The sequence below is a fragment of the Shewanella sp. FDAARGOS_354 genome (assembly GCF_002209245.2).
GTDB lineage: Bacteria > Pseudomonadota > Gammaproteobacteria > Enterobacterales > Shewanellaceae > Shewanella > Shewanella xiamenensis.
Window position 1 is genome coordinate 2,834,806 of sequence record NZ_CP022089.2, and the last position, 23,947, is coordinate 2,858,752.

The 23,947-nt window shown below is 46.7% G+C and carries 20 protein-coding genes and 1 pseudogene; 6 read left to right on the top strand and 15 right to left on the bottom strand.

The genetic code is table 11. The annotated features are described in order from the left end of the window. Window positions 1-65: 65 nt before the first annotated feature. Window positions 66-2,288: a catalase/peroxidase HPI gene (gene katG / locus CEQ32_RS12795; protein ID WP_037429981.1), complete on the bottom strand. Its 2,223-nt coding sequence runs from the start codon at window positions 2,286-2,288 to the stop codon at window positions 66-68. Between the two features lie 387 nt (window positions 2,289-2,675). Here katG and CEQ32_RS12800 point away from each other — a divergent pair, with 387 nt between their 5' ends. Both CEQ32_RS12800 and CEQ32_RS12805 read left to right on the top strand, forming a co-directional pair. Next, the gene (locus CEQ32_RS12800; RefSeq protein ID WP_037414210.1) at window positions 2,676-2,927 is read left to right on the top strand and encodes a DUF2999 family protein; all 252 of its coding nucleotides are present in this window, start codon (window positions 2,676-2,678) and stop codon (window positions 2,925-2,927) included. Window positions 2,928-3,113: 186 nt separating this feature from the next. Next, window positions 3,114-3,617, top strand: coding sequence for a hypothetical protein (locus tag CEQ32_RS12805; RefSeq protein WP_088586146.1), 504 nt, complete (start codon window positions 3,114-3,116; stop codon window positions 3,615-3,617). Window positions 3,618-3,787: 170 nt separating this feature from the next. Here the strand turns inward: CEQ32_RS12805 and CEQ32_RS12810 are convergent, their stop codons facing one another. Further along, window positions 3,788-4,210, bottom strand: coding sequence for a hypothetical protein (locus tag CEQ32_RS12810; protein ID WP_088586147.1), 423 nt, complete (start codon window positions 4,208-4,210; stop codon window positions 3,788-3,790). A gap of 429 nt (window positions 4,211-4,639) precedes the next feature. On the opposite strand from CEQ32_RS12810, the gene CEQ32_RS12815 reads away from it, so the two are divergent. Further along, on the top strand, window positions 4,640-6,883 hold the full coding sequence (locus CEQ32_RS12815) for a TonB-dependent hemoglobin/transferrin/lactoferrin family receptor (RefSeq protein WP_088586148.1): 2,244 nt from the start codon (window positions 4,640-4,642) through the stop codon (window positions 6,881-6,883). 140 nt (window positions 6,884-7,023) lie between these two features. Here the strand turns inward: CEQ32_RS12815 and CEQ32_RS12820 are convergent, their stop codons facing one another. The 12 genes and pseudogenes from CEQ32_RS12820 to CEQ32_RS12880 form a co-directional block, all read right to left on the bottom strand. Beyond that, entirely contained in the window at window positions 7,024-7,530 is a 507-nt protein-coding gene (locus tag CEQ32_RS12820; protein WP_226871827.1) for a hypothetical protein, read from the bottom strand. 64 nt (window positions 7,531-7,594) lie between these two features. Beyond that, complete coding sequence (locus CEQ32_RS12825; RefSeq protein ID WP_088586149.1) at window positions 7,595-7,930, bottom strand: c-type cytochrome; 336 nt, start codon at window positions 7,928-7,930, stop codon at window positions 7,595-7,597. Then, window positions 7,927-8,310, bottom strand: a complete 384-nt coding sequence (locus CEQ32_RS12830) for a cytochrome c (protein WP_047539094.1) — start codon at window positions 8,308-8,310, stop codon at window positions 7,927-7,929. The genes CEQ32_RS12825 and CEQ32_RS12830 overlap by 4 nt, the downstream gene beginning before the upstream one ends. Beyond that, window positions 8,310-9,536: a sulfite oxidase gene (locus tag CEQ32_RS12835; RefSeq protein ID WP_088586150.1), complete on the bottom strand. Its 1,227-nt coding sequence runs from the start codon at window positions 9,534-9,536 to the stop codon at window positions 8,310-8,312. Before CEQ32_RS12835 ends, CEQ32_RS12830 begins: the two co-directional genes overlap by 1 nt. Before the next feature lies 1 nt (window position 9,537). Further along, window positions 9,538-9,840 (bottom strand): c-type cytochrome, encoded by a 303-nt coding sequence (locus CEQ32_RS12840; RefSeq protein WP_037429997.1) that lies wholly within the window; start codon window positions 9,838-9,840, stop codon window positions 9,538-9,540. A gap of 1,196 nt (window positions 9,841-11,036) precedes the next feature. Then, the gene (locus CEQ32_RS12850; protein ID WP_088586151.1) at window positions 11,037-11,930 is read right to left on the bottom strand and encodes a DUF2971 domain-containing protein; all 894 of its coding nucleotides are present in this window, start codon (window positions 11,928-11,930) and stop codon (window positions 11,037-11,039) included. Between the two features lie 83 nt (window positions 11,931-12,013). Beyond that, complete coding sequence (locus tag CEQ32_RS12855; protein ID WP_088586152.1) at window positions 12,014-12,487, bottom strand: hypothetical protein; 474 nt, start codon at window positions 12,485-12,487, stop codon at window positions 12,014-12,016. 696 nt (window positions 12,488-13,183) lie between these two features. Continuing rightward, complete coding sequence (locus CEQ32_RS12860; protein WP_088586153.1) at window positions 13,184-13,645, bottom strand: hypothetical protein; 462 nt, start codon at window positions 13,643-13,645, stop codon at window positions 13,184-13,186. 556 nt (window positions 13,646-14,201) lie between these two features. Continuing rightward, a pseudogene (locus CEQ32_RS12865) lies at window positions 14,202-14,345 on the bottom strand (type II toxin-antitoxin system HipA family toxin); the annotation flags it as partial. A 3-nt stretch (window positions 14,346-14,348) separates the two neighbouring features. Then, complete coding sequence (gene hipB, locus CEQ32_RS12870) at window positions 14,349-14,585, bottom strand: type II toxin-antitoxin system antitoxin HipB (protein ID WP_047539109.1); 237 nt, start codon at window positions 14,583-14,585, stop codon at window positions 14,349-14,351. 415 nt (window positions 14,586-15,000) lie between these two features. Then, complete coding sequence (groL, locus tag CEQ32_RS12875; protein ID WP_037414230.1) at window positions 15,001-16,638, bottom strand: chaperonin GroEL; 1,638 nt, start codon at window positions 16,636-16,638, stop codon at window positions 15,001-15,003. 57 nt (window positions 16,639-16,695) lie between these two features. After that, the gene (locus tag CEQ32_RS12880; protein WP_011071021.1) at window positions 16,696-16,986 is read right to left on the bottom strand and encodes a co-chaperone GroES; all 291 of its coding nucleotides are present in this window, start codon (window positions 16,984-16,986) and stop codon (window positions 16,696-16,698) included. 227 nt (window positions 16,987-17,213) lie between these two features. Between CEQ32_RS12880 and CEQ32_RS12885 the strand changes: the two genes are divergently transcribed. Next, complete coding sequence (locus CEQ32_RS12885) at window positions 17,214-18,572, top strand: MATE family efflux transporter (protein WP_037414232.1); 1,359 nt, start codon at window positions 17,214-17,216, stop codon at window positions 18,570-18,572. Here CEQ32_RS12885 and CEQ32_RS12890 read toward each other — a convergent pair. Further along, the gene (locus CEQ32_RS12890) at window positions 18,569-19,549 is read right to left on the bottom strand and encodes a LysR family transcriptional regulator (protein ID WP_088586154.1); all 981 of its coding nucleotides are present in this window, start codon (window positions 19,547-19,549) and stop codon (window positions 18,569-18,571) included. The two genes, CEQ32_RS12885 and CEQ32_RS12890, sit on opposite strands and share 4 nt — an antisense overlap. Window positions 19,550-19,677: 128 nt before the next feature. Here CEQ32_RS12890 and CEQ32_RS12895 point away from each other — a divergent pair, with 128 nt between their 5' ends. Both CEQ32_RS12895 and CEQ32_RS12900 read left to right on the top strand, forming a co-directional pair. Next, window positions 19,678-20,760 (top strand): efflux RND transporter periplasmic adaptor subunit, encoded by a 1,083-nt coding sequence (locus tag CEQ32_RS12895; protein ID WP_088586155.1) that lies wholly within the window; start codon window positions 19,678-19,680, stop codon window positions 20,758-20,760. A 3-nt stretch (window positions 20,761-20,763) separates the two neighbouring features. Continuing rightward, window positions 20,764-23,847: an efflux RND transporter permease subunit gene (locus CEQ32_RS12900; protein WP_088586156.1), complete on the top strand. Its 3,084-nt coding sequence runs from the start codon at window positions 20,764-20,766 to the stop codon at window positions 23,845-23,847. Window positions 23,848-23,947: the final 100 nt, after the last annotated feature.

Genomic DNA, 23,947 nt, shown 5'->3' on the forward strand with positions numbered 1-23,947 from the left:
CCCACAAAAATAAAAAAGCCCACCCGACGAAAACGCGCGGATGGGCTTGAGGTTAACCGCTCACTTTAGATGTCGAAGCGATCGGCATTCATGACTTTATTCCACGCTTTAACAAAGTCTTGCACGAATCTGTCTTGACCATCCTGTGCGCCATACACTTCAGCCACGGCGCGCAATTCAGAGTGAGAGCCGAAGATAAGATCGACTGGGGTTGCTGTCCACTTAAGCTTACCGCTCTTACGGTCTTGCCCCTCGTAGATGCCCTCTTGCTTGGCCGACTTGCTCCACTTAGTCGACATATCGAGTAAGTTAACGAAGAAGTCATTGCTCAGCACACCTGGCTTATCGGTAAATACACCGTGCTTAACGCCAGCACTATTGGCATCCAACGCACGCAAACCACCCACCAGCACCGTCATTTCGGGCACGGTCAGGTTGAGCATATTGGCCCGCTCAATCAGCATCTCAGCGGGAGACAAGCTGTTGTCTTTTGAGTAATAGTTACGGAAACCATCAGCCGCAGGTTCAAGCACCGCAAAGGAGTTCACATCAGTTTGCGCCTGTGTGGCGTCCATTCGACCTGGGGTAAATGGCACCGAAATCATCACTCCCGCCTCTTTGGCGGCTTTCTCAACCGCGACGCTACCGCCAAGCACAATCACATCAGCCAAAGAGACTTTTTTGCCGCCCTTGAGCGAACCGTTAAAGTCTTTTTGGACTTTCTCAAGCTTAGCCAACACCTTAGCTAACTCTTTTGGATTGTTGGCCTGCCAGTTCATCATAGGCTCTAAACGAATGCGCGCGCCATTTGCCCCGCCACGCATATCGGTATCACGGAAGCTACTTGCCGACGCCCATGCGGTTCTCACCAACTCAGGCACTGTTAACCCAGATGCTAAGATCTTATTGCCTAAGGCTTTAATATCGGCGTTATCGATAAGCGGATGGTCAAGGGCAGGAATAGGATCTTGCCAAATCAGCGTTTCTGCTGGCACATCGGCACCTAAATATCTCGCTTTTGGCCCCATATCGCGGTGAGTTAACTTAAACCACGCCTTAGCGAAGGCTAGCTCAAACTCCTTAGGATTTTTCAGGAAACGCGTGGTGATTTCGCGATAAATAGGATCTTCCTTCAACGCGATATCACTAGTGAACATAATCGGCGCGTGGCGCTTATCCGGTAAGTGGGCATCGGGTACTAGATTTGCCGCCTTATCATCGGCTGGCGTCCATTGGATATGGCCCGCTGGACTCTTGGTTTGTACCCAGTCAAAGGTATACAGCCAAGTTAAATATTCCATGGTCCATTTGGTTGGGTTGGATGACCAAGCCCCTTCCAGACCACTGGTAACAGTGTCTTCAGAGTGGCCTTTACCACATTTGTTTTTCCAGCCTAGACCTTGCTCTTCAATGCCTGCTGCGGCCGGATCGGCACCCACGCATTTTGCGGGATCGTGTGCGCCGTGCGCCTTACCAAAGGTGTGACCACCAGCGATTAAGGCAACGGTTTCTTCGTCATTCATCGCCATACGGCCAAAGGTATCGCGGATTTCTTTTGCCGAAGCTAAGGGATCGGGCACTCCGTTCGGGCCTTCTGGGTTAACGTAAATTAAGCCCATTTGGGTCGCGCCCATAGGTTTAGCCAATTCGCCCTTTTCGTTGCGTCTTTTACTATCGAGCCACGCTTTTTCTGAGCCCCAATTGACCATTTCGGCTTCCCAGTCGTCTTCACGACCACCCGCAAAACCAAAGGTTTTAAAGCCCATCGACTCTAATGCCACGTTACCCGTTAGCACCATCAAGTCGCCCCAAGACAGCTTGCTGCCGTATTTTTGCTTGATAGGCCACAACAGACGGCGCGCTTTATCTAAACTCACGTTATCCGGCCAGCTATTTAAGGGTTCAAAACGTTGTTGGCCACCCGCAGCACCACCGCGGCCATCAAAAATCCGGTATACGCCCGCGCTATGCCACGCCATACGGATAAAGAAAGGCCCATAGTGACCATAATCGGCGGGCCACCAGTCCTGAGACTCTGTCATCAAGGCTTTGATATCTTTTTTTACCGCATCGAGATCTAAGGTTTTAAAGGCTTCGGCATAGTGATAATCACTGCCATAGGGATTGGATTCAATCGCATTTTGACGTAATGGACTGAGATTTAATTTTTCAGGCCACCAAAATTGATTACCTGTGACTTGCTCTTGCGCTGTGGCCGTTCCCGCCCCCAATGCGAGAGACATAGCCAAAGTTAACGCCGATAGCGTAGGAAGGGTGTTTATTTTCATGATAGTTACCTAGTTTCGTCCTGTTCGGCCCATTGATTTGTATTAACAATGAGCCATCCGCTTGCTGCTTGACGGCATACAGCAATCCTTATCGTTGTGTTACTCCAAGGCAAAATTGTCATATGCCGTTAACACAACCGAGATTGCAGTCTAATGACAGGCTTCTAAGTAATTGAAACGATTAATACCGATGATTGGAATCGCGAAAATAGATTAACGATGGTTAATTTATGAAAGCATTAAGAAAGTTGCCACTTACCGAAATCCATACTGTATTAGTAGTCAACTTATAGGGAATGACTATGGTATAAAATTGTTCATCCAAAAGGTTTAGCTATCTGTGATAGCATAGCGGCCGTTTTCCGTTAACGTTGATAAGGTATTGCAATGAATCCGATTATTGCCATCTTAAAAGAACACAATGTCACTGATGCAAAAATTAACGAGCTTTTTCAAGCATTAACCGATAATCCCCTGATGGCGATGGGCATTATTGGCCAGCTCGGTATTCCACCTGAAAAACTGCAACAACTGATGGCTCTGGTAATGCAAAATCCCGCCGTGATTAAAGAAGCGGTACTCGAGCTGGGTTTAGATTTCGCCAAGGTTGAAGCCGCTAAAGCGCAGCTACAAAAGTAATTTATCCCAGCCAATCGGCTTATAAAGGCAAAGCAGCATTGGCTTTGCCTTTATATTCAAATTGTTATCTCTACCCTTTCACACTGCTACACAAAGATATAAAAACCTTATCGCCCCTCGCGGACAATATTTGCTAGAGTGTGGTAACACGCCATCAATAGCTCAAAGTGATTGAAAGGAATCAAGATGCGCCAACCTATTCGCCTATTTGCACTACTTCTGCCCGTACTGTTGTTGGGTTGTCAAAAGCAAACTCAAGCGCAACATGCGCAGGATATGGACAAACCCGCCACGCAAAGCCCCTCACAAACAAGCACGGCTCAAGCAAGTACAGCAGAGGTTAATCCGGTCGATATAGATAAGCGCGAGGATAAGCGACTTCAGGCGACTGACGACAAAGTTGTTAACAAGCCAAGTATTTCACCTAAAGGAGAAGGTATGATGCTGCAAGGCACTGTAAGATATCTCAATTTAGAAGGGGGTTTTTGGGGAATTATTGCCGATAACGGCCAAAAAATATTGCCTAAAAATCTACCGCAGGAATACCGCAAAGATGGTATTCGCTTAAGTTTCAGCGCCCAGGAAATCACCGGCATGATGACTATTCAGCAGTGGGGCAAACTATCAAACTTGAGTGATATCACTGTCATCGGCCAAGTCGAGAGCCAATCGGCCGATCCGCGGCTATAGCGACATCTCAAGCCTCTTTGCGTATCGCTCATCATTCACCTCAGCATCTATGTGGTTGATATGAAAAGTAAAGCTAACTGACTGATACCAACACATAGGCCTAAGTGATAGATAACTTTCAAGGGGAAGCATTTTTGCAGGGATATTTTTACTTCGGAGAGCCGTATCGACTAATGCTCATTCTGGTAAAAGGTCCACACATACGTTTCCTGTTTGGGATGCACAACCTGCCAAAATGACTGATTTATAGTTTTGCCATTTAGGGGAACCCATACTTCTCTGGCAGTTTGAAAATATAAGGTATAAGCAATTCGGTATGCCTTAGCATTGTACCCGACAATATCGTCACCGCAACAAAACTCGTTGATATCAAAGCCCGTGTAACGTTTGTTCCTACTCTGAATATCGGTAGTTAAGGTGGGGAGATCTTGTTCCAAAATGACAGATTGAGCGTCATAGGCTGACTCAATTGCTTGGTCAAATATCGATGACAGCTCTTCCGACTGCAATTCGGAAAAACTATCCGCAGCCATACAACTCAAGGCGCCGCAAAATAGACTGCACGCAATAGCAACTCTAATCACTTTTTTCATATGATGGCTCAGCCTAGCTAAGTTATTGATTGAGAATATAGCAAAGTTATCCTACCTGATATGAGTTGTTAGATAAATGACCAAACTCATATCAGCAAAACGCCCTTGAACTGGTTGCCCGCATTGAGGACTCTATGATCCATCAAGCCCATGTGCGACCCAAGGACAAGGCGAATTATGCATGTGCAGTAAAAAACTCTGCGCGAGTCATCGCTTTCTGCCGACTCATTCGAATAGGTATTATTGTGTCAGCTTTATCATCATTCAGCCGTGATAAAGCATCAATCAATAATTCCCTTTTAAAACATCACTCACAGGCTTTGCCTTGATCACATAATGGCAATTAAAACCTGACCTCAAGGTAAATTCCATATAAGCTATCGCGCATATTCAAGGTAAGAACAATTCTCATTTATAAAAAGGTGATTGATGAAACCATTGCCGCTCAGTCTATGTGCCCTTGCCGTCGCAAGTGCATTGCCCGCTTGGGCAGACGAACAATCTAAACCACTTATTCAAGAAGTGATTGTGGTCTCAGGTTCCCGTATGGAACAAAACATTGAACAGGTGGCAGGCTCTATTTTGGTGATAGATGAACAAGCCATCGAACGTAATATGAGCAATGATTTTGGTAGCCTGTTCCGTAACGAATCGGCTGTCGATATCAAGGGTGGTGCAGGTAAACCGACCTCAGTGACCATTCGCGGTATCGGCGGCAACCGAGTCATGATGGTAAAAGATGGTGTACGGGTAAATAACCAGTATGCTTCGCCGTTAGGCCCTGGTGCTGAAGGCACAGGCCGCGGTTTAACCGAAGTGCAAAGTCTTAAGCAAATTGAAGTAGTTAAAGCCGCTGCATCCACTATGTACGGCTCAGACGCCCTCGGTGGCGTAGTCGTGATGCGTACCAAAGATGCCAGCGACTACCTGCGAGGCGAAGATTATTATGTGTCGCTCAATGCGGGTTACACAGGCATCAATAACGAATACTCCGGCGGCTTTACCAGCGCCGCGGCCTATAGCGATTTTGAGAATTTGCTCACCTATCAGCACCGCAAAGGCGAAGAGTTACCGAACTACTTTGATACTCAGCCTGAAAGCGATCTGTTACAAGACAGCCTGCTATTCAAGAGCAAATACCGTTTTAATGAGCACACCACAGTGCAGCTCACCCTCGACTACCTAGAGCAAACGCTAGAACGCTGGGAAGATAAGCTCAATCGTGCCCAAGTACCGCAGGAGCGGATTGATACCGATCGCGATACCCAAGTGATCAACGGCGCCCTGCAATTGCGCTCCGATAAAGCCACGTATTTACACGATGATTTGACCGTTACCGCCTATTTTGGCCAAACGGAGCAACTCGAACATCGCGATTACTTTGATTTACTCAAACTAGATCGCCCACTTACCGAATATCGCGACTATAAATTTAAAGATCAACGGCTTGGATTAACCAGCACCTTTAGCAAATATCTAGGCGCTGAGGGATATGGCCATCAGCTCACCTACGGTATGGACTATGAATGGTCCAAAATGATGCGCCATCGCAACAACAATATCGCTAGCAGCGGCGGTGATTGGCAAACCGAAACCCCCTTTACCTTTGCCGATACCGATAGCAACCGTTTAGGGCTATTTTTGCAGGACGATATTACCCTGTTAAATGGTGATTTAAACCTGATTGGCGGCCTACGTTATGACTATTTCCGTAACAGCCCCGACCAACAACAAGCGATGGAAGCAGGTAAAGATCCCGCCGACTTTGCGGTAATGAGCGACACCTTTTGGTCACCCAAAGTGGGGCTCGTTTATAAACTTACCGACACAGTTAGCGCCTACGCTCAATATGCCTATGGCTATAAAATGCCTACGCCCGATCAAAAATGGGGTGAGTTAGAGGTCGATGGCGGCTCGATGACTGATGTGATCATTCAAGCCAACTATGACTTAAAGTCTGAGCAATCCCACACCTGGGAACTGGGTATCCGTGGCAATCATGCAGATACTCAATATGAGCTCACCACCTTCTACACCCACGCGGTCGACTTTATTGACTGGCAATATGTCAGCTTTAAACCGCCAGTGTTTGGTCCGGTGATGCAGCCCATGGAGTTCAAATACCAGTACTTCAACCGCGATCAAGTGACCCTCTATGGCGCAGAGGCCCAAGCCAACCATTGGCTGACAGATACCATAGAGCTATGGGGCAATATCTCCTATACCCATGGAACCGATGAAAACGGTCAATACCTTAACAGCGTTAGCCCGCTAAAAGGTAACCTAGGGGTGAATTGGTATAGCAATATTGGTGGAATGGAAACCGATATTGGCGCAGTAGTACGCTGGGCCGATAAGATGGACCGCACCCACGATATCAACCTGACCATCGATGATATTTGCGTAATGGGCCAATGTATTCCTAAAGAAAGCTTTAACGAAGTCTACAACACCGCCGGTTACGCCGTGTTTGACTTAACCATGGGCCTGCACGTTACCGACAATCTGCATCTGCGTGCTGGGGTGTATAACCTGTTTGATAAGGAATATGTTGACTACGCCGATGTGGCTGGCCAATCCGTGTTCTTGCTCAATAGCACCATGAACTTGCAAAAGGATGATTTCACCCAACCTGGGCGTTATTTCAACCTGAGTGTGAATTATCAGTTTTAATTTAAGCTGTTGTACTTGCTAAGCATTCCCCGGTGTATATCGGGGAATGTTTAGCAATCTCTCTGAGCCATACACTCAATCAAAATCGCAGCTTCATCCCCTGATTTGTAATCAAGCGCTCGCAACAACAATGACTCATTTTATCGCGTATGCAGGGTTGCGGTGTTATCGAGCTGGCCATTGGCATCAACCCGCACCAGTACTGAATGGTCTTTGGATAATTTCACAAACTTTATCTGTTCTGCTTCAGGCTGTTGCCAGTTAAGGATAAAGAGCGAAGCGTTTTCATCCTGCTCAAAGCCGCGCTCGGTATTCAACTCCCCAAATGTTGCCAAGCCATCAACGGTCATTCGATATTGGTTGCCTTGACCAATAATTTCCAGCGTGACGGGCTTAGTATTGATGACGCCACGGTATACCACGCCATCAAATTTATCGTAGGCGGTATTATCCGCGCTGTGCTCACACTGACCTGAGTGTTGTTCAGAGCCGCTGACAGGCTGGCAGTGATTAGCTTCGCTCACCTCCGCTTGCTGGGCATATCCCCATGCTGGCAATAACACCAGCACGCCAATAAGAGATGCTAATTTTCTGCGATTTATCAATGCCATTCCTATCAACGCCATTTCCAGCCGTGTCGTCGCCATAAGCCGATGGCAATGATGCTAACCGCTTAACTTACTCTTGTCAGCAAGCAAACGGCTAGCCGCACTATTTTGCACTGAGGTTGGGGATCTCTTGCTGACTATAAAACAGCGCCACATCCTGTAATTGCTCGGCAGTCAACGCACTGACCTGTGATTGCATTAACGGATCGAGGCGTAAGCCCGCTTTGAAATCGACTAACTGCTTATTAAGGTAAGCCGGTTTTTGCCCCCTTAAATTGGGGAATTGCTTAGCCATGGCGATCATCGCCAGCCCATGGCATGACTCACATTGAGCCGTGGCCAGTGCCTTACCCCGCTCGATATCGGCTTGATAACCTTCGGCATAAACCGCTGTGGATAAGCCGCACAGGACAAGCAAACTGACGATAAACGTTTTCATTGAGATCCCTTAGCGGCAGGTTTAGCTGGCGGTGGTAACTGGCTTGCGTCAAGGGGCAAACGCCTAAAGAGGGTCATATCCATTTCAGCTTGACCATAATAGCTACTGAGGTAGCTCAACGTCGGCTCCCACGTATCCGACAAATCCCATAAGCCTTGGGTATCCACCATCCACTGCAAGGTTTCTTTCCAAAAGGCTTTATCACCGCGATTTTGGGTAACAATCATACTGGTGTGACAGGCATTGCATTGATAATTCACCAACTCCCAACCGGGCGCCATAATAAGGCCCGATTGAGGGTCCACGGGGTACTCGGCGGCGAACGACGCCCCAGTGAAAAGCAGCCCACACATGATCAGCTTATTGACATGCGCTCTCATCACACCACCCTAACGGCAATACGGTGGCAACCATTAAACATATATCCCTTAGGGTTCCATTGTGGCTGTACAACCGGTTGGCTATCACCTTCGCTATCGGTTGCTTTGGCCCAGATTTCGTAATAGCCCTGTGTTGGCAACTGCAACTCAATGCTCCATTGCTGCCATGCGGTGGCGTTTTTCGGTTTTTGTAGCTCCGCGACAAACCAACGGGTGCCATAATCGTAACTCACTTCCACCTTCACCACTTCGCGCACGCCCGCCCACGCATGGCCCGCAACCGTCAGTTTTTGCCCTTGAGCCAGTTCAGTGCCAGATTGTGGTTGAGTGATCAAAGACTTCACGATCATTTCTTCAATAATTCGATAGTCTTTTTCAGCAACCGTCTCGCCGGGTGCAATCGGATATTTAGGCACTTGATACGCTGGCGCTGCCATTTTATGCCCGTCGTGGACTTTATTACGCACACTGATCCCCGTTGCCGCTTTTTGCGAAACCGATCCCGGCCGGCCACCAAATACGATACGTAGGGGATAACCATGCAGGTAAGGAATATCCTCACCATTCATCGACCATGCGATTAGCCCAAGCTCTTCGAGCGCCGCCTTGATAGGAACACCGCGGGAAATGGCCTCACCTTTTCCGCTCAAATGTACATCAGCCCCGTGGTGGCCGGTGTAAACCGCATCGGCTTTAACACCACAATCCTTAAGCACATCGCTCACCAACACACCTGTCCACTCGGAACAAAATACTGCTGAGTTATTCCACTGATTGCCCTTAGTACTCGGGAAAAAGCCCGCGCGACTATTGCCGCCACATTCAATCAATAGCTGTAAGGTGTGATGTTTAAAGCGGCGTTTTAACGCATCAATGGTGTAGGTTTTAGGGGTGATAACCGACTCGCCATCCACTGTAAAAGTCCAGGTTTTAGCATCCAGCGTCTTAAAATCAGGCACTATGCCATTCCAGCGGATAAACGAAACATCGGCAGGCGTCACCGCAGGCGCAAGCATATGCTCTGGCGGATAAGCATTCAGCGGATTAGTGTTTAATACTTTGAAATAACTCGGTAAGTCCTCAGCCTTAGTCCAGGTTAATGCCGAAATATCCAAAGCACTCACCCCAGCAGGCAGCTTATCAGCAAATACCCACTTAACCGGCAGCGCGGATAACACCGACGTCGCTACCGCACCTTTTATAAAAACTCGACGATTAAGATCCATGTTATTTGTCCTTTCCGAGGTAAAAGTATTCCGCCATTTGCTGCATATCCGCCTCACTCAATAACTGAGCGACTTTAGTCATAGTGGGGTCTTGACGCGTGCCAGCCTTAAAGGCTCGAAGCTGCTTCAACAGATAATCCGAGTTTTGCCATCCGATATTCGGAATATGTTCAAAACGGCTCATGCCAGACTCGCCATGGCAGGCCTTGCACATATTCAATAATTTATTGCTCTCATCGGCGTGGGTTACCGCTGGTAACAAGAGCATCAGCACACCCGCCGAATAAATCACTCGCAGCAACATCCGTTATTCTCTTCAGTTAGTGTTCATCACGACGACTGTCATTGAACGTAGCCATTCAGATAACATTAAGTTACATCAATGCTTATCGAGGTTTACATTCAATACAATTGAGTCAAAAGCTCAAGAGAAGTGACTTGTATTAGCAAGCAGTAAAATTTCAAGCCATTGATTAGAAAAGGGAGATGGTTTGTAGCCTTATGGCCAAGGAGAATCAAGGTGGATTATCCAAACTTTGTTTGGATTAACGTCGTGGGGTTTCACTCCACACTTGTTTATGTAGTTGCACAGTTATTGTGCCTTACGGCCAAGGTGAATCAAGATCGTGGGGCTTCACCCCCTGATTTTTTAATAAAGAGTCGACCAAAAGGGGAAAAGCGCCTGTTCCCCTTTTGAATGATTCATAAAGCGAAGCCTCGGCGCTCCTAGCGAAGTTACATGCATTAACGCTTTATTTATAAATCAGCCTTGGTCTTATGGATAAATAGCTATCGCTTCCGAAGGCTCCACTTTATATCCATGTAAAGCCCTCCCGTTCGGCAGTCCCAGCCTCTCGCTCATAAGCGCGAAAATCACCGATTTTCATTCGCCCCTGCACCTGCGAAAGCTAGCCGGACATCTGATAGGAAGGAGGCCTGAATGTCGTGAAGTGCATGGTCAATGATGTTCCATACATCATACTGACATTTTCCATTTCCCTATGGATCAGATGCACGAGAGCGACCATGTCCAGACTCACGCAATTTATTCCAACGCCCTGCGGCAACTCCGAGGGGATGGTGAACTCCTGTAACTTCTGTGTTGGCTGTATATCAGAAAAGAGTTGTGTCCGTCCGAGCTTTCACAAGGGGAGTTATAACGCAGAAATAATAATGGTTTTTTCATTAACGTTGGAATAATCATTCCATCATCAAGGCACTCATATCGATTAAACGTACAAATAAACACCTAGGTTTTTATTGCCCTTTAATTGACCGTACTCATCAAGTGGTGTCTAACTAAAATCATATTTGGTGAATTCATTTAGCTCAGTAAGCCGCATTCCTGCGTTATGAAAAATGTATTCACGGATTAATACATGATGAGTGCGATTTAATTTAATCCTAAGGTTGAATAGATAAAGTATTTATTTAGAGGAATGCTCTAACGCCTAAAGCAGCGGCAGCTCTAGCGGTTCGCTGCCTTTACTTGTTAACACTTTACAACGTGTCATTAGCAATTTCGCTCAACTGGTGATTTTTTATCATCCATCGAGCTATTTCACCGAACTCATTTTCGAGTTCAGAAAATATATGGGCTGTTCTCGGACTTATTAAAGGGTTCATTTCAGAGGCAGGAAGATTATACTTAATTGGTTCTTTTCTAAACTCGTAGCCCCAGTTGGCGATAGCAGCCAAATTTAATGCAATCTTTGTATTCTTAATTTTGTTCCAAATCTCTCTTTGGTGCTCTAGAGGCATTCTTTCGCCAAGAGTGATTGACTTTATCGCATCCATTGGGATATCCATTACATAAACTGGAAAGCCGTTGTAATCACCAACCTTTTTGCAATCCGATAGCTTTCTAACAATTCTATATTCTTGCTCATATTCCCAATCTTTGGGTTTTACACAAAGCTCCGCTATAGGAATTGGAGATTCACCACTTAAATAAGAACTAATGTCCTTTTTAGGTCTTTGCTCTCGATACTCTATATCAAATAGGCCCGTGAAGAATTCATGTTCTTCGTCAAACTCAATAACAGCTCCTGAATACTCATCAGCATAGTGTGCCCACATTAGTAGAGATGATTCATTTTTAGATAAGCATAGAACACCAACGGACTGATTCAGCGAGCTTAAAATCTTTCTAGAGTTGATGTCATTGCAATGGTCAGACTCAAAGTCAATTGGCAATTCTCCAACACTTGGCAGCCTTCTCGGTGCTATGACATCAAAGCTGATAGAGATATCTTTGGGTTCGAAATCTTCCGGAACATGTAATTCTGGAACCATTTCAAACGGGTCATTGAAAGCCCCAGGTTGAGTAAATCTGACACTCCCTTCCAAAACCCTCAACGTATTCTCAGGTGTCAAATACTTGTATAGAGACACAGTCACTCCTTGAATGTTAACGATTCCCGCAGCGGCGAGCGTAGCGAGTCCAGCAGCCGAAGGCTGCGTGTTGCCGGGCCTTGTTATGCATATTTGTTTAAAACTCGCCTCAACCGATTTTTATGTTTGTTAACAACGTTCCAATTCCATACTGACGTTGGTTCGAATTCGGGATGTGTGCTTTCCCATTTCTTCGCTCCGGTTTCGGAATTGGCATTGATGTTAGATTGAATACCAAGGTCTGGTGCAGTGATTTGAATAGAAATTAATCCCCATCCGTCCCATGTATAGCGAAACTTATGATTAGGTACCTTCTTTGGATCAAGTTCTATTTTCCGCAGTCGGGCCTGTCCTTCCATCTCCGGGTAAATCACAAAAATGGAGGCCATACCTTTTGGGATTTCTATTTTACTCGAGATATAAACTTCGAGTTCTTCCGGCTGATTAAATGACAAAGGCTCTTTGTCAAAATCCGAATATGCTTCAACTACTACAGGATTCTCTGATGCAAAGATGGCATCACATAATGCTCTAATTGCTTCTTTAGATAACTGCATTGAGTTCGTCCTTGGCGGCATAACAGTGTATTACCTGCTCTTCTAATAAACCCCAACCCGAATAGAGTTAGATATAGGAAGTTGGCAAGTAAATAACTTAATCATGACAATAAGTTAGCATCAGTATCAATAGGCTTTCAACATTTTTCATCCAGAAAAATCGAGACTTTATTTACCGAGAGCAAAGATGGACATCCATGAATCTTTTGGGATTAACAGCTAACACCAAGGCAACAGAAGTTCACCATCCCCTGCGAAGTTGCTGAAGAGCGTTGAAGAAAAGCGCGTGAGCGAGGCATGGATGCCTCGCTAGCTTTCGGGGTACAGGATGTACCATCGGAAGCGTTAGCGATTTTCGAATAAGCACGAAGCCACTCATCAATGCATGTAACTTCGCTAGGGACGCCGGGGGATTTCCAAAAGGGGAACAGGCGTTTTTCCCCTTTTGGTCGGGTGTGGGTGAAGCCCCACGACCTTGATTCACCTCGGCCGTTAGGCCGCAATGACGATACATCTACATAAACAAGTGTGAAATGAAGCCCCACGACTTTGACTTTATTAAAAAACCATCAACAGTCTAAATAAGCTAAAGAAGACTGATGGAAATAAAGAAAGTTGCCACACCCTCAACCCAAGGTTAAATCTTCACACAGACAAACAGCGCATTACCTGAACTTAAATCCCATTAAACAATAATTAGCTATTTGTAAGCCTCCGCAAAATTAAAGACTTTGCAAAATTAGAACCTTTGTCTAGAAGCCAGAACTTATGAATACTTCCGGACTTTGTTTTGATTTCCAAATACTCAGCATTTGGTAGTAAATCCTTTTCTATTACAGTATTTGAAACTGAATCGATTTCAGCAAAAGAAAGCATAAGTTTGTGCTTAAACTCATAAGTAGATGACTGCCATTCAGAAAAGAAAACCCCTTTTTCAGTTATAACAATATGCTCCATTGGTGTGTAAAAGGCTGGAATTTTATTTTGATACATTATAGCAAGAGACTTAAATTCAACTTTGTCAGGAATACCTACTGTTGATACCAGAAAGAGAGGATCATAAAGCGAAGTCTTAGCAAGCAATTGACTATTTGAAACTGGATTGTTTGCACAACCGCAAAGGTATATTAGGGTTAACGCCATGAAATATTGTCTCATTCATTTCTCCTTTAATTTTAATCATTGACTAACAATTTATTAGTACACATGAGTTCCCAGCATTATTAGACATGTAGTAACGCACACATGCAACAACAATGTTAACAATAAGTTAGCACCTATAAATTAAGTGCACTATAGAGGAACTGAAAGATCAGAAAGATCAAAAGATAGGACACACAATTCTTGGGGATTAACAGCAAACACCGAGATCACAGAAGTTCACCTCCCCTGCGAAGTTGCTGAAGGGCGTTGAAGACTCTTTATTAAAAGGATAGCGCGTGACGCAGACAGGACGTCTGCGTAGCTTTCGGGGGGAAGGGACGCCCCATCGGAAGCGTTAGCGATTTTCGAATAAGCACGAAGCCACTAACTAATGCATGCAACTTCGCTAGGGGCGTCTTGGCTGATGTGAAAACAATAGGCAAGGAGGATAGGACGAGCAGTCCTCCTTGGTCGACTCTTTATTAAAAAATCAGGGGGTGAAGCCCCACGACTTTGATTCACCTCGGCCGTTAGGCCGCAATGTCTAGCAAGTTTTGCTAGCGATCACACTAGTTGGTGAAAGTGGAAATCCACTTTGCTGCCAATCTTTGGTGTAATACACCGCAAAGGTGTCGGTCGTGGCATCAAAGGATAATTCCCCGATCATTAAATCACCGAGGTGCATCTCTAGCGTAAGCGTTTTAGCTGTACTCATAGGTTAATACCAGCCGTTAGTTTCGGTATTGCTGGTTTGAGCCGAAACGATATCAATCCCCAGACCATCAAGGATTTTGAATACGGTTGAGATATAAACATCCTCACCCTTTTCAACTCGGATCAGCGTTTTTTTGGTTACGCCGCACAGCATGGCCGCCACGTCTTGAGTAAGAGCAGCACTTTTCCTGCGTTCTTTAATTAACAAGCCGAGGGATTGTTGATTTAGCGGTGATGCCATTATCGTCTCCAAAAGTGTAACTTCCTACACCTTAGCCTTAATAACAGTCTCATTCAATCTAAAAGTGTATATAAGTACACTTTTTGATTGTTGATAATGACAAACCCACTAAAAGTGTACAATGTTACACTTTAAAAGCAATTTTCAATGCTTAAACCCCAAAAAGTGTAGGTAAGTACACCAGAAACTTACTCACGTAGTTAGACCAAAAAAACAAAACCCCGACTCAGTTACCCGAGTCGGGGTTTTCATTTTTCTCTTACAAGAATTTGGGTTTTAAGCGATTAAGCTAAAGACCACAGATGCTTTTTGCGCAGGATAAATCGTGTTAGTACAAGGCGCTGTGAGCGTAGCATACGTTGTTTGTATGTGAGCGAGCAGCAACGCCGTAATCACCGATTTAAACCAGCAAAAATTACATCATGCCGCCCATACCGCCCATACCACCCATGCCGCCCATATCTGGCGCATCAGCTTTTGGCAGTTCAGCTACCATTGCTTCGGTGGTGATCATTAGGCCTGCGATAGACGCTGCGAATTGCAGTGCGCTACGGGTTACTTTAGTTGGGTCAAGAATACCCATTTCTAACATGTCACCGTAGGTGTCGTTGCCCGCGTTGTAACCGTAGTTACCGCTGCCGTTTTTAACGTTGTTCGCCACAACTGAGGCTTCTTCACCTGCGTTGGTCGCGATTTGACGTAGTGGCGCTTCCATTGCACGTAGGGCAATAACCACACCGTGTTTTTGGTCTTCGTTAGCTACTTCAACGTCAGCAATCTTAGAAGCTACACGTACCAGAGCAACACCGCCGCCAGGTACCACACCTTCTTCAACCGCAGCACGAGTTGCGTGCAGTGCGTCTTCTACGCGAGCTTTTTTCTCTTTCATTTCAACTTCGGTCGCTGCACCGACTTTAATTACCGCAACACCGCCAGCTAATTTAGCCATACGCTCTTGCAGTTTTTCTTTGTCGTAGTCTGAAGTTGATTCTTCGATTTGTTGCTTGATTTGGCTTACGCGCGCTTCGATTTGCGCTTGTTCACCGTTACCATCGATGATGGTGGTGTTGTCTTTAGTGATCACAACACGCTTAGCAGTACCTAAATCTTCTAGGGTTGCTTTTTCAAGCTCTAGGCCGATTTCTTCAGCGATAACAGTACCGCCAGTTAAAATCGCTACGTCTTGCAGCATGGCTTTACGACGGTCACCAAAGCCTGGGGCTTTAACCGCTGCCACTTTCACGATACCGCGCATGTTGTTGACAACTAGCGTAGCTAAGGCTTCACCTTCAACGTCTTCGGCAACGATCAGTAATGGCTTACCGGTTTTTGCCAGACCTTCAAGGATAGGTAACAGTTCGCGGATGTTAGAGATTTTCTTGTCTACTAACAGTACGAATGGGTGATCTAATTCAACGCTGCCGGTTTCTGGCTTGTTGATGAAGTATGGAGACAGGTAACCACGGTCGAACTGCATACCTTCTACTACGTCCAGTTCGTTTTCCAGTGCTTGACCTTCTTCAACGGTGATCACGCCTTCTTTACCGACTTTTTCCATTGCTGTGGCAATGATTTGGCCGATTGACTCGTCAGAGTTTGCAGAGATAGTACCAACTTGAGCGATCGCTTTTGAGTCAGCGCAATCTTGAGAAAGGTTTTTCAGTTCAGCAACGGCGGCAATCACGGCTTTATCGATACCGCGCTTTAAGTCCATTGGGTTCATACCCGCTGCAACGGCTTTTAAGCCTTCAGTGACAATGGCTTGTGCCAGAACAGTTGCAGTAGTGGTACCATCACCGGCGGCGTCGTTGGCTTTAGAAGCAACTTCTTTCACCATTTGCGCGCCCATGTTTTCGAATTTGTCTTCTAATTCGATTTCTTTTGCAACAGACACACCGTCTTTAGTGATCAGTGGTGAGCCAAAGCTCTTGTCTAATACCACGTTACGGCCTTTAGGGCCTAAGGTCACTTTAACTGCGTTCGCGAGAATGTTTACACCAGCCAGCATTTTTACGCGTGCGTCGTTACCAAATACAACTTCTTTAGCTGCCATATTGAATATCCTTTACATTTTTAATGATTAATTGGAATGTCGAATTGATGTCGTGGATTAACCTACGATGGCCATCAGGTCAGCTTCCGACAGGATCAAGACTTCTTGACCGTCGATTTTTTCTTTCTTAACACCGTAACCTTCATTGAAGATCACTACATCACCCACTTTCACATCCAGAGGTCTTACAGTGCCGTTTTCTAAAATACGGCCATTACCTACTGCAAGGACTTCCCCGCGAGTCGATTTTTCGGCGGCGCTGCCTGTTAATACAATGCCACCCGCAGAAGTTGATTCAACTTCTAAACGCTTAACGATTACGCGGTCATGTAATGGACGAATATTCATCTATGAACTCTCCTAATGATTTAATGCCCAACAATCGAGGCGATTTTGTGATGAAAAAGAGGAGGCATTTCCGCCTTCCCCTTTGATGTGTGTGATATGGGGTTAACCCCTGCCAGATCCAAGTGCCTTTACAAAAAAAAATTCAAATTTTTGATGTCGGTTTTTTCAAGCGGGCACAATCCTGCTAGAATCTCGCCTCCGCTCGCAAACAAGGCACTATTTTCCCCATGAAAGACAGACACGGGCTGCTTAGCGCGCCAATTGGTCGTGTACTGCTCAACATGAGCCTCCCTAACTTGATTGGCATTATGACCATTCTAGGTTTTAGCCTCGCTGACACTTTTTTTATCAGCCAATTAGGGACAGAGCCTTTAGCTGCAATCAGTTTTACCTTTCCGGTAACGTTAATTATTTCCAGCATTGCTATTGGGATTGGTGCAGGCGTTTCTACTAACCTTGGCAGGCTGATTGGCTCGGGTAATGCGCCACGTGCCAAGGTGTTTTTGCACGATGCGCTGCTGCTGACCTTTATCCTTATCGCCAGTTTATCCGCCCTTGGCAGTATTTTTATCGAGCCACTGTTTAGTTTACTTGGCGCCAATGAAACCAGCTTGCCACTCATTCATGACTATATGATGTATTGGTATGTGGGCGCGCCGCTGTTGGTGTTATTGATGGTGGGCAACCAAGGCTTACGCTCCACGGGCGACACTCGCTCACCAGCGATGATTATGATGCTGGCGGCGCTGATTAACTTAATCCTCGATCCTTTGCTTATCTTCGGTATTGGGCCTTTTCCCCGTTTAGAGATCCAAGGCGCAGCGATTGCAACCCTGTTCTCATGGCTTGTCGCGTTGTCGCTCTCGGGGTATTTGCTGATCATCAAGCGGCGAATGCTTGAGCGGGCGGTATTTGATATCGATAGAATGCGTGCCAACTGGAGTAAACTTGCCCATATTGCCCAGCCTGCGGCCTTGATGAATTTAATCAATCCGCTCGCCAATGCGGTGATTATGGCGATGCTGGCCCATATCGATCACAGCGCGGTGGCAGCGTTTGGTGCGGGCACACGCTTAGAATCGGTGCTGTTGATTGTGGTGATGGCATTATCATCGAGTCTCATGCCGTTTATTGCGCAAAATCTCGGTGCTGGCCAACCCCAAAGGGCGAAGCAGGCTTTGCTGCTATCGCTTAAATTTATCTTTGTATTCCAAACCTTACTTTATATTCCGCTGGCGTTTTTGGCCCAGCCACTCGCGAATTTATTTAGTACCGATCCGCAGGTGCTAGAGTGGTTAAGTTTTTATATTCTGGTGCTACCCTGCGCCTACGGCCCGCTGGGAATTGTGATTATCTTTGCCACGGCGCTTAATGCGTACCATAGGCCGATGAGTTCGTTAGTGATTAACCTGTGCCGCTTAGTGCTATTGATGCTGCCACTGGCGGCGCTGGGATCTTATATTGATGGCGTAAAAGGCTTATTACTCGCGCTCCCCATCACCAACCTCTTGATGGGGATTGCCTGTTATTACTTAGCGCAACGGATTTGCGAGCCGACCAAGGTCACGACCGCCGACGCTATTTAGGTTGTGCTTTTTAGGCTAAAACGCACATCATTGGGTGGGAAGGGCTCCTCCGATGCCTTACAAACTCGGCGCACACTTTGCGTGCTGAGATTAGTTGGTACACCTTTCGGCGCCAGTTCTTTAATAATAAAGTCGATAAAGCGTCTGCTGGCCAAGCTTACATAACGCCTTGATGGGTAGGCCAAATAGCATTCGCCAGGATGGGACTCTATCTCAGGTAACAGGGTAATTAGCTGCCCTGAAGCCACAAAATCAGCCACAACTTCCGCAGGCGCATACACAATGCCGCGCCCTTGCAGAGCAAACTCTACCGCGACCTCGACACTGTTGGAGCAGAAATTCCCCCGAACCCGAACTTCCTGTTCTGCACCAATCCATAACTCATTAAAGATCTTGCCATTTGAGAGCCTAAATAAAGCCACATTATGGGACTCAATCTCCTGTGGAGTCTGCGGCATACCATGTTGCACTAGGTATTGGGGACTGGCATAAAAACGCAAATCCGTGGTGAATATCGGCCGCACCACTAAATCTAATGCGGGTTCGACCACAAAGGCTACATCGAGATTATTCTTCACCATATCAACAGATTCTGCGCTACTAATCACTTCAACCGTGAGCTTGGGATGCAGATCCATAAAACGAAAAATGGCTTGCATCAACACATTCATACTGTGGATAGGAAACATTTGAATGCGGAGATGGCCACTGATCTCAGCATCTTCGTTAGTCATCTCAAACAGAGTTTCATCGAGCTGCGCCAAGATATTCTGTGAACGTTGGTAAAAATGGCTTCCAGCCGAGGTCAGCGTCATCGAGCGGCTCTGTCGGTGGAATAGCTTGATATTCAGCTCATCTTCCAATGCCTGTAAACGCCGACTCACGGTCGATTTTGGTAAGTTAAGCAAATCCGCCGCTTCAATCAAACTGCCGGTTTCAGCGATTCGGTGAAATAACGCGAGGTCCTCTGTATTCATTTTTAACTTAATATCAATCTCATTATGTGGGATTGATAATCCCAAAGTATCCCGTTTATTGCAACAACTTTAGCTGATATCTTCGCGCCCCTGAAATGTTGATAAATTGTTATTGAGGACTCTCCACCATGAAAGCTTATCGACTTATTCCCTTGGCGGCGTTATTGCCAGCCCTGCTTACAGCCTGCACGCCAGCGGAAAGCTCGGTACAGGCGAGTGTCATCAGACCCGTAAAACTGTTTGAGGTTGCCAAACTCGAGGGCGGAGATTTTAGAACCTTCCCCGCGCGGGTGAGCGCCAATAGTCGTGCAGAATTGTCCTTTCGCATTTCTGGGCAACTTACAGAGTTGGCGCTGGTAGAGGGGCAAAGTGTTAACCAAGGTAGCCTATTGGCTAAACTGGACGACAGGGATGCCTATAACAATTTAATGACCCGCGAAGCAGACCATGAACTGTTAGCGGCGGATTTTCAGCGTAAAACTGAACTCCTAAAGCGTAAATTAATCTCCCAAGCCGAGTTTGATAGCGCCCAAGCACAGCTTAAATCGGCCAAAGCCGCCTTAGCTGCCGCCCGTGACCAGTTAAGTTATACCAAGCTTATCGCCCCTTTTAGTGGCACTGTGGCCAAACGTTTAGTGGATAACCACCAAATTGTGCAGGCTAATCAAGGAATATTAACCCTACAAAACAACCATTTGCTCGATGTAAGTATCCAAGTACCCGAGTCGATGGCCGCGGGTTTAAACACTTATATCCAGCAGCAAAAGTTTGTCGCTAAAGTGCGTTTTAGTGCATTAGCAGGCATGGAGTTTGATGCGAAATTCAAGGAGTACTCCACCCAAGTCACGCCCGGTACTCAGGCCTATGAAGTGGTGTTTTCCCTACCACAACCCAAGGATATTCAATTACTTCCAGGGATGAGTGCTGAATTAACCCTGGCCTTAATGAAAAGCCCAGACCAAGCAGCATCGGCCATAGTGCCAGTCACCGCTATCGATAAACGCGATCAGGATGGCCGAGTCCAAGTGTGGGTCTATCAAACGCAATCGGGCGAAGTGAAACCCGCTGCTGTCACCTTAGGCCGAGTCACCAGTGAAGGGGTTGAAGTGCTTGGCGGTATTAATAATGGCGATTTAATTGTCAGTGCAGGTGTATCCCAATTATCCGACGGGATGAAAGTCAAACCACTACGCTGGCAGCGCGGAGTTTAATCCATGAATATTGCTGAGTATTCAATCCGCCACAAAGTCATCAGTTGGATGTTTGTATTACTGCTACTCGTGGGCGGTAGTGTGAGCTTTACCGGTCTTGGGCAGTTAGAGTTTCCCGAATTTACCATTAAAGAAGCCCTAGTGATCACCGCCTATCCGGGTGCATCGCCAGAGCAAGTGGAAGAAGAAGTCACCCTTCCCCTCGAAGATGCCTTACAGCAACTCGATGCGGTTAAGCACGTAACCTCCATTAACAGTGCGGGTTTGTCGCAGATCCAAATTGAGGTCAAAGAAACCTATGATAAAACGAGCCTGCCGCAGGTGTGGGATGAAGTACGTCGTAAGGTCAACGACACCGCAGGACAACTGCCTCCCGGTACTAGCACCCCCAAAGTCTATGACGACTTTGGCGATGTGTACGGCATTTTGTTTAATCTCTCAGGACCTGACTATAGCAACCGCGAATTAAGCAACTATGCCGATTATTTGCGCCGCGAACTGGTACTGGTGCCTGGGGTCAAAAAGGTTTCAGTTGCGGGCAGCGTAACCGAGCAGGTTGTGATTGAAATATCCCAACAAAAACTCTCGGCACTGGGGTTAGATCAAAGCTATATCCACGGCCTGATTAACAATCAAAACGTGGTCTCCAACGCGGGCAGTTTAGTGGTGGGCGATAATCGTATTCGCATCCATCCCACCGGAGAATTTAGCAGTGTGCAGGATCTCGCGCGTCTGATCGTCAGCCCGCCCGGCAGCACTGAGCTTATCTATCTTGGCGATATTGCCCATATAGAAAAAGATTATGATGAAACCCCTGACGTGCTCTATCACAACCGTGGCGAAGCCGCCCTCTCCCTTGGGATTTCCTTTTCAAGTGGCGTTAACGTGGTCGAAGTGGGTAAAAGCGTTAGCGAGCGCCTTGCCGAACTGGAGTCACAGCGCCCAATAGGGATGAGCTTAGACACGGTTTATAACCAAAGTTTGGCGGTGGATGACACAGTAAATGGCTTTTTGATCAATCTATTAGAATCGATTGCCATCGTTATTGCCGTACTCTTGCTGTTTATGGGTTTACGCTCAGGTTTATTGATGGGGGTCATCTTACTGTTGACCATTCTCGGTACTTTTATCGTGATGAAAGTGCTAGGTATTGAGCTGCAACTGATCTCCCTCGGCGCGCTGATTATCGCTTTGGGTATGTTGGTCGATAACGCCATTGTCGTTACCGAAGGCATTTTGATTGGTCTGCGTCGCGGTAAGACTCGCCTTGAAGCCGCCAAACAAATTGTGTCGCAAACTCAGTGGCCACTGCTTGGCGCCACCGTTATTGCGATTATCGCGTTTGCACCGATTGGCTTATCGCAAAATGCCGCGGGGGAGTTTTGTCGCTCACTGTTCCAAGTGTTGATGATTTCCTTATTTATCAGTTGGATTACCGCGATCACCCTGACGCCTTTCTTCTGCCATTTGCTGTTTAAAGATGCCCCCGCAGATGAGGAAGAGCAGGACCCATACAAGGGCTGGTTTTTTAGCATATACCGCGCGAGCTTAACCTTTGCCCTACGTTTTAGAATCGCCAGCATTTTATTAGTCGGTGCCATGCTCGTTAGCGCAGTGATTGGCTTTGGTCATATCAAGAATGTGTTCTTCCCAGCATCTAATACGCCCATCTTCTTTGTCGATATTTGGATGCCAGAAGGTACAGATATTAAAGGCACTGAACGCTTTACCGCCGATATTGAGCAGCAGTTACTCAAGCAAGCCGAGGAACAACATAGTGGCTTAAAACACTTAACAACGGTCATTGGCCAAGGTGCGCAGCGGTTTGTGTTGCCCTATCAACCCGAAAAGGGCTATCCAGCCTATGCGCAGCTCATTATTGAAATGGCAGATTTAGCCTCCTTAAAAGTCTATATGCCAGAGCTAGAAACCTTTTTAAATCAGAGATTCCCGCAGGCACAGTTCAGATTAAAGAACATGGAAAACGGCCCTTCTCCCGCCGCGAAGATTGAGGCTCGCTTCTACGGTGATGATCCCGAAGTACTGCGTACTCTAGGCGCTCAAGCCGAAGCCATCTTCCATGCGGAGCCGAGTATGGACGGTATTCGCCATGACTGGCGCAACCAAGTGACTTTAATTCGTCCGCAATTAGAAAATGCTCAAGCAAGGGAAACGGGGATCAGTAAACAGGATCTGGATAACGCACTGTTAGTTAACTTTAGCGGCAAACAGATTGGCCTGTACCGTGAAACCAGCCATTTACTCCCCATCGTTGCCCGCGCACCCGCCGAGGAGCGTTTACAGGCGGACAGCCTGTGGAAACTGCAAATCTGGAGTAGCGAGCACAGCACCTTTGTACCAGCAACGCAAGTTGTAAGCAGCTTCGATACTCAATGGGAAAACCCCTTAGTAAAACGTCGCGATCGGATGCGGATGTTAGCCGTTTTAGCCGATCCTAAACTGGGTAGCGATGAAACCGCCGACTCAGTATTACGTAAAGTCAAAGCTAAGGTCGAAGCTATCAGCTTGCCTGCGGGTTACCACTTAGAATGGGGTGGCGAGTATGAAACGGCGGGCGAAGCCCAAACCGCGGTATTTAGCTCAATTCCACTGGGTTACTTAGCGATGTTTTTAATCACAGTGTTCCTGTTTAACTCGGTACGCCAACCGTTAGTGATTTGGTTTACCGTGCCATTGGCCTTGATTGGGGTATCGGCGGGATTATTGATTTTCGACGCGCCCTTTAGCTTTATGGCGCTGCTGGGACTACTGAGTCTATCGGGCATGGTGATTAAAAACGGTATTGTATTGGTTGACCAGATCAACCTCGAACTCAGTGAAGGCAAAGCCGCCTATTTAGCTTTAATCGATTCCTGTGTCAGCCGCGTTCGCCCTGTGATGATGGCGGCGATCACGACCATGCTCGGGATGATACCTCTGATCCCCGACGCCTTTTTCGGCTCCATGGCGATCACTATCATCTTTGGTTTAGGTTTTGCGTCGCTGCTGACCCTTATCGTACTGCCAGTGATGTACAGCTTGGCCTTTAACATCAAACCGAATGCGGTGGCGAGCGAGAAACACTAGCCCGCCACTCCCCCTAAACGCTTCCCGGCGTGGCCGATCGATGCTGCTTATTAGCATCGATTGGCCTTTTCATATTGGGATGTCGAAGAATAGCGGCTAA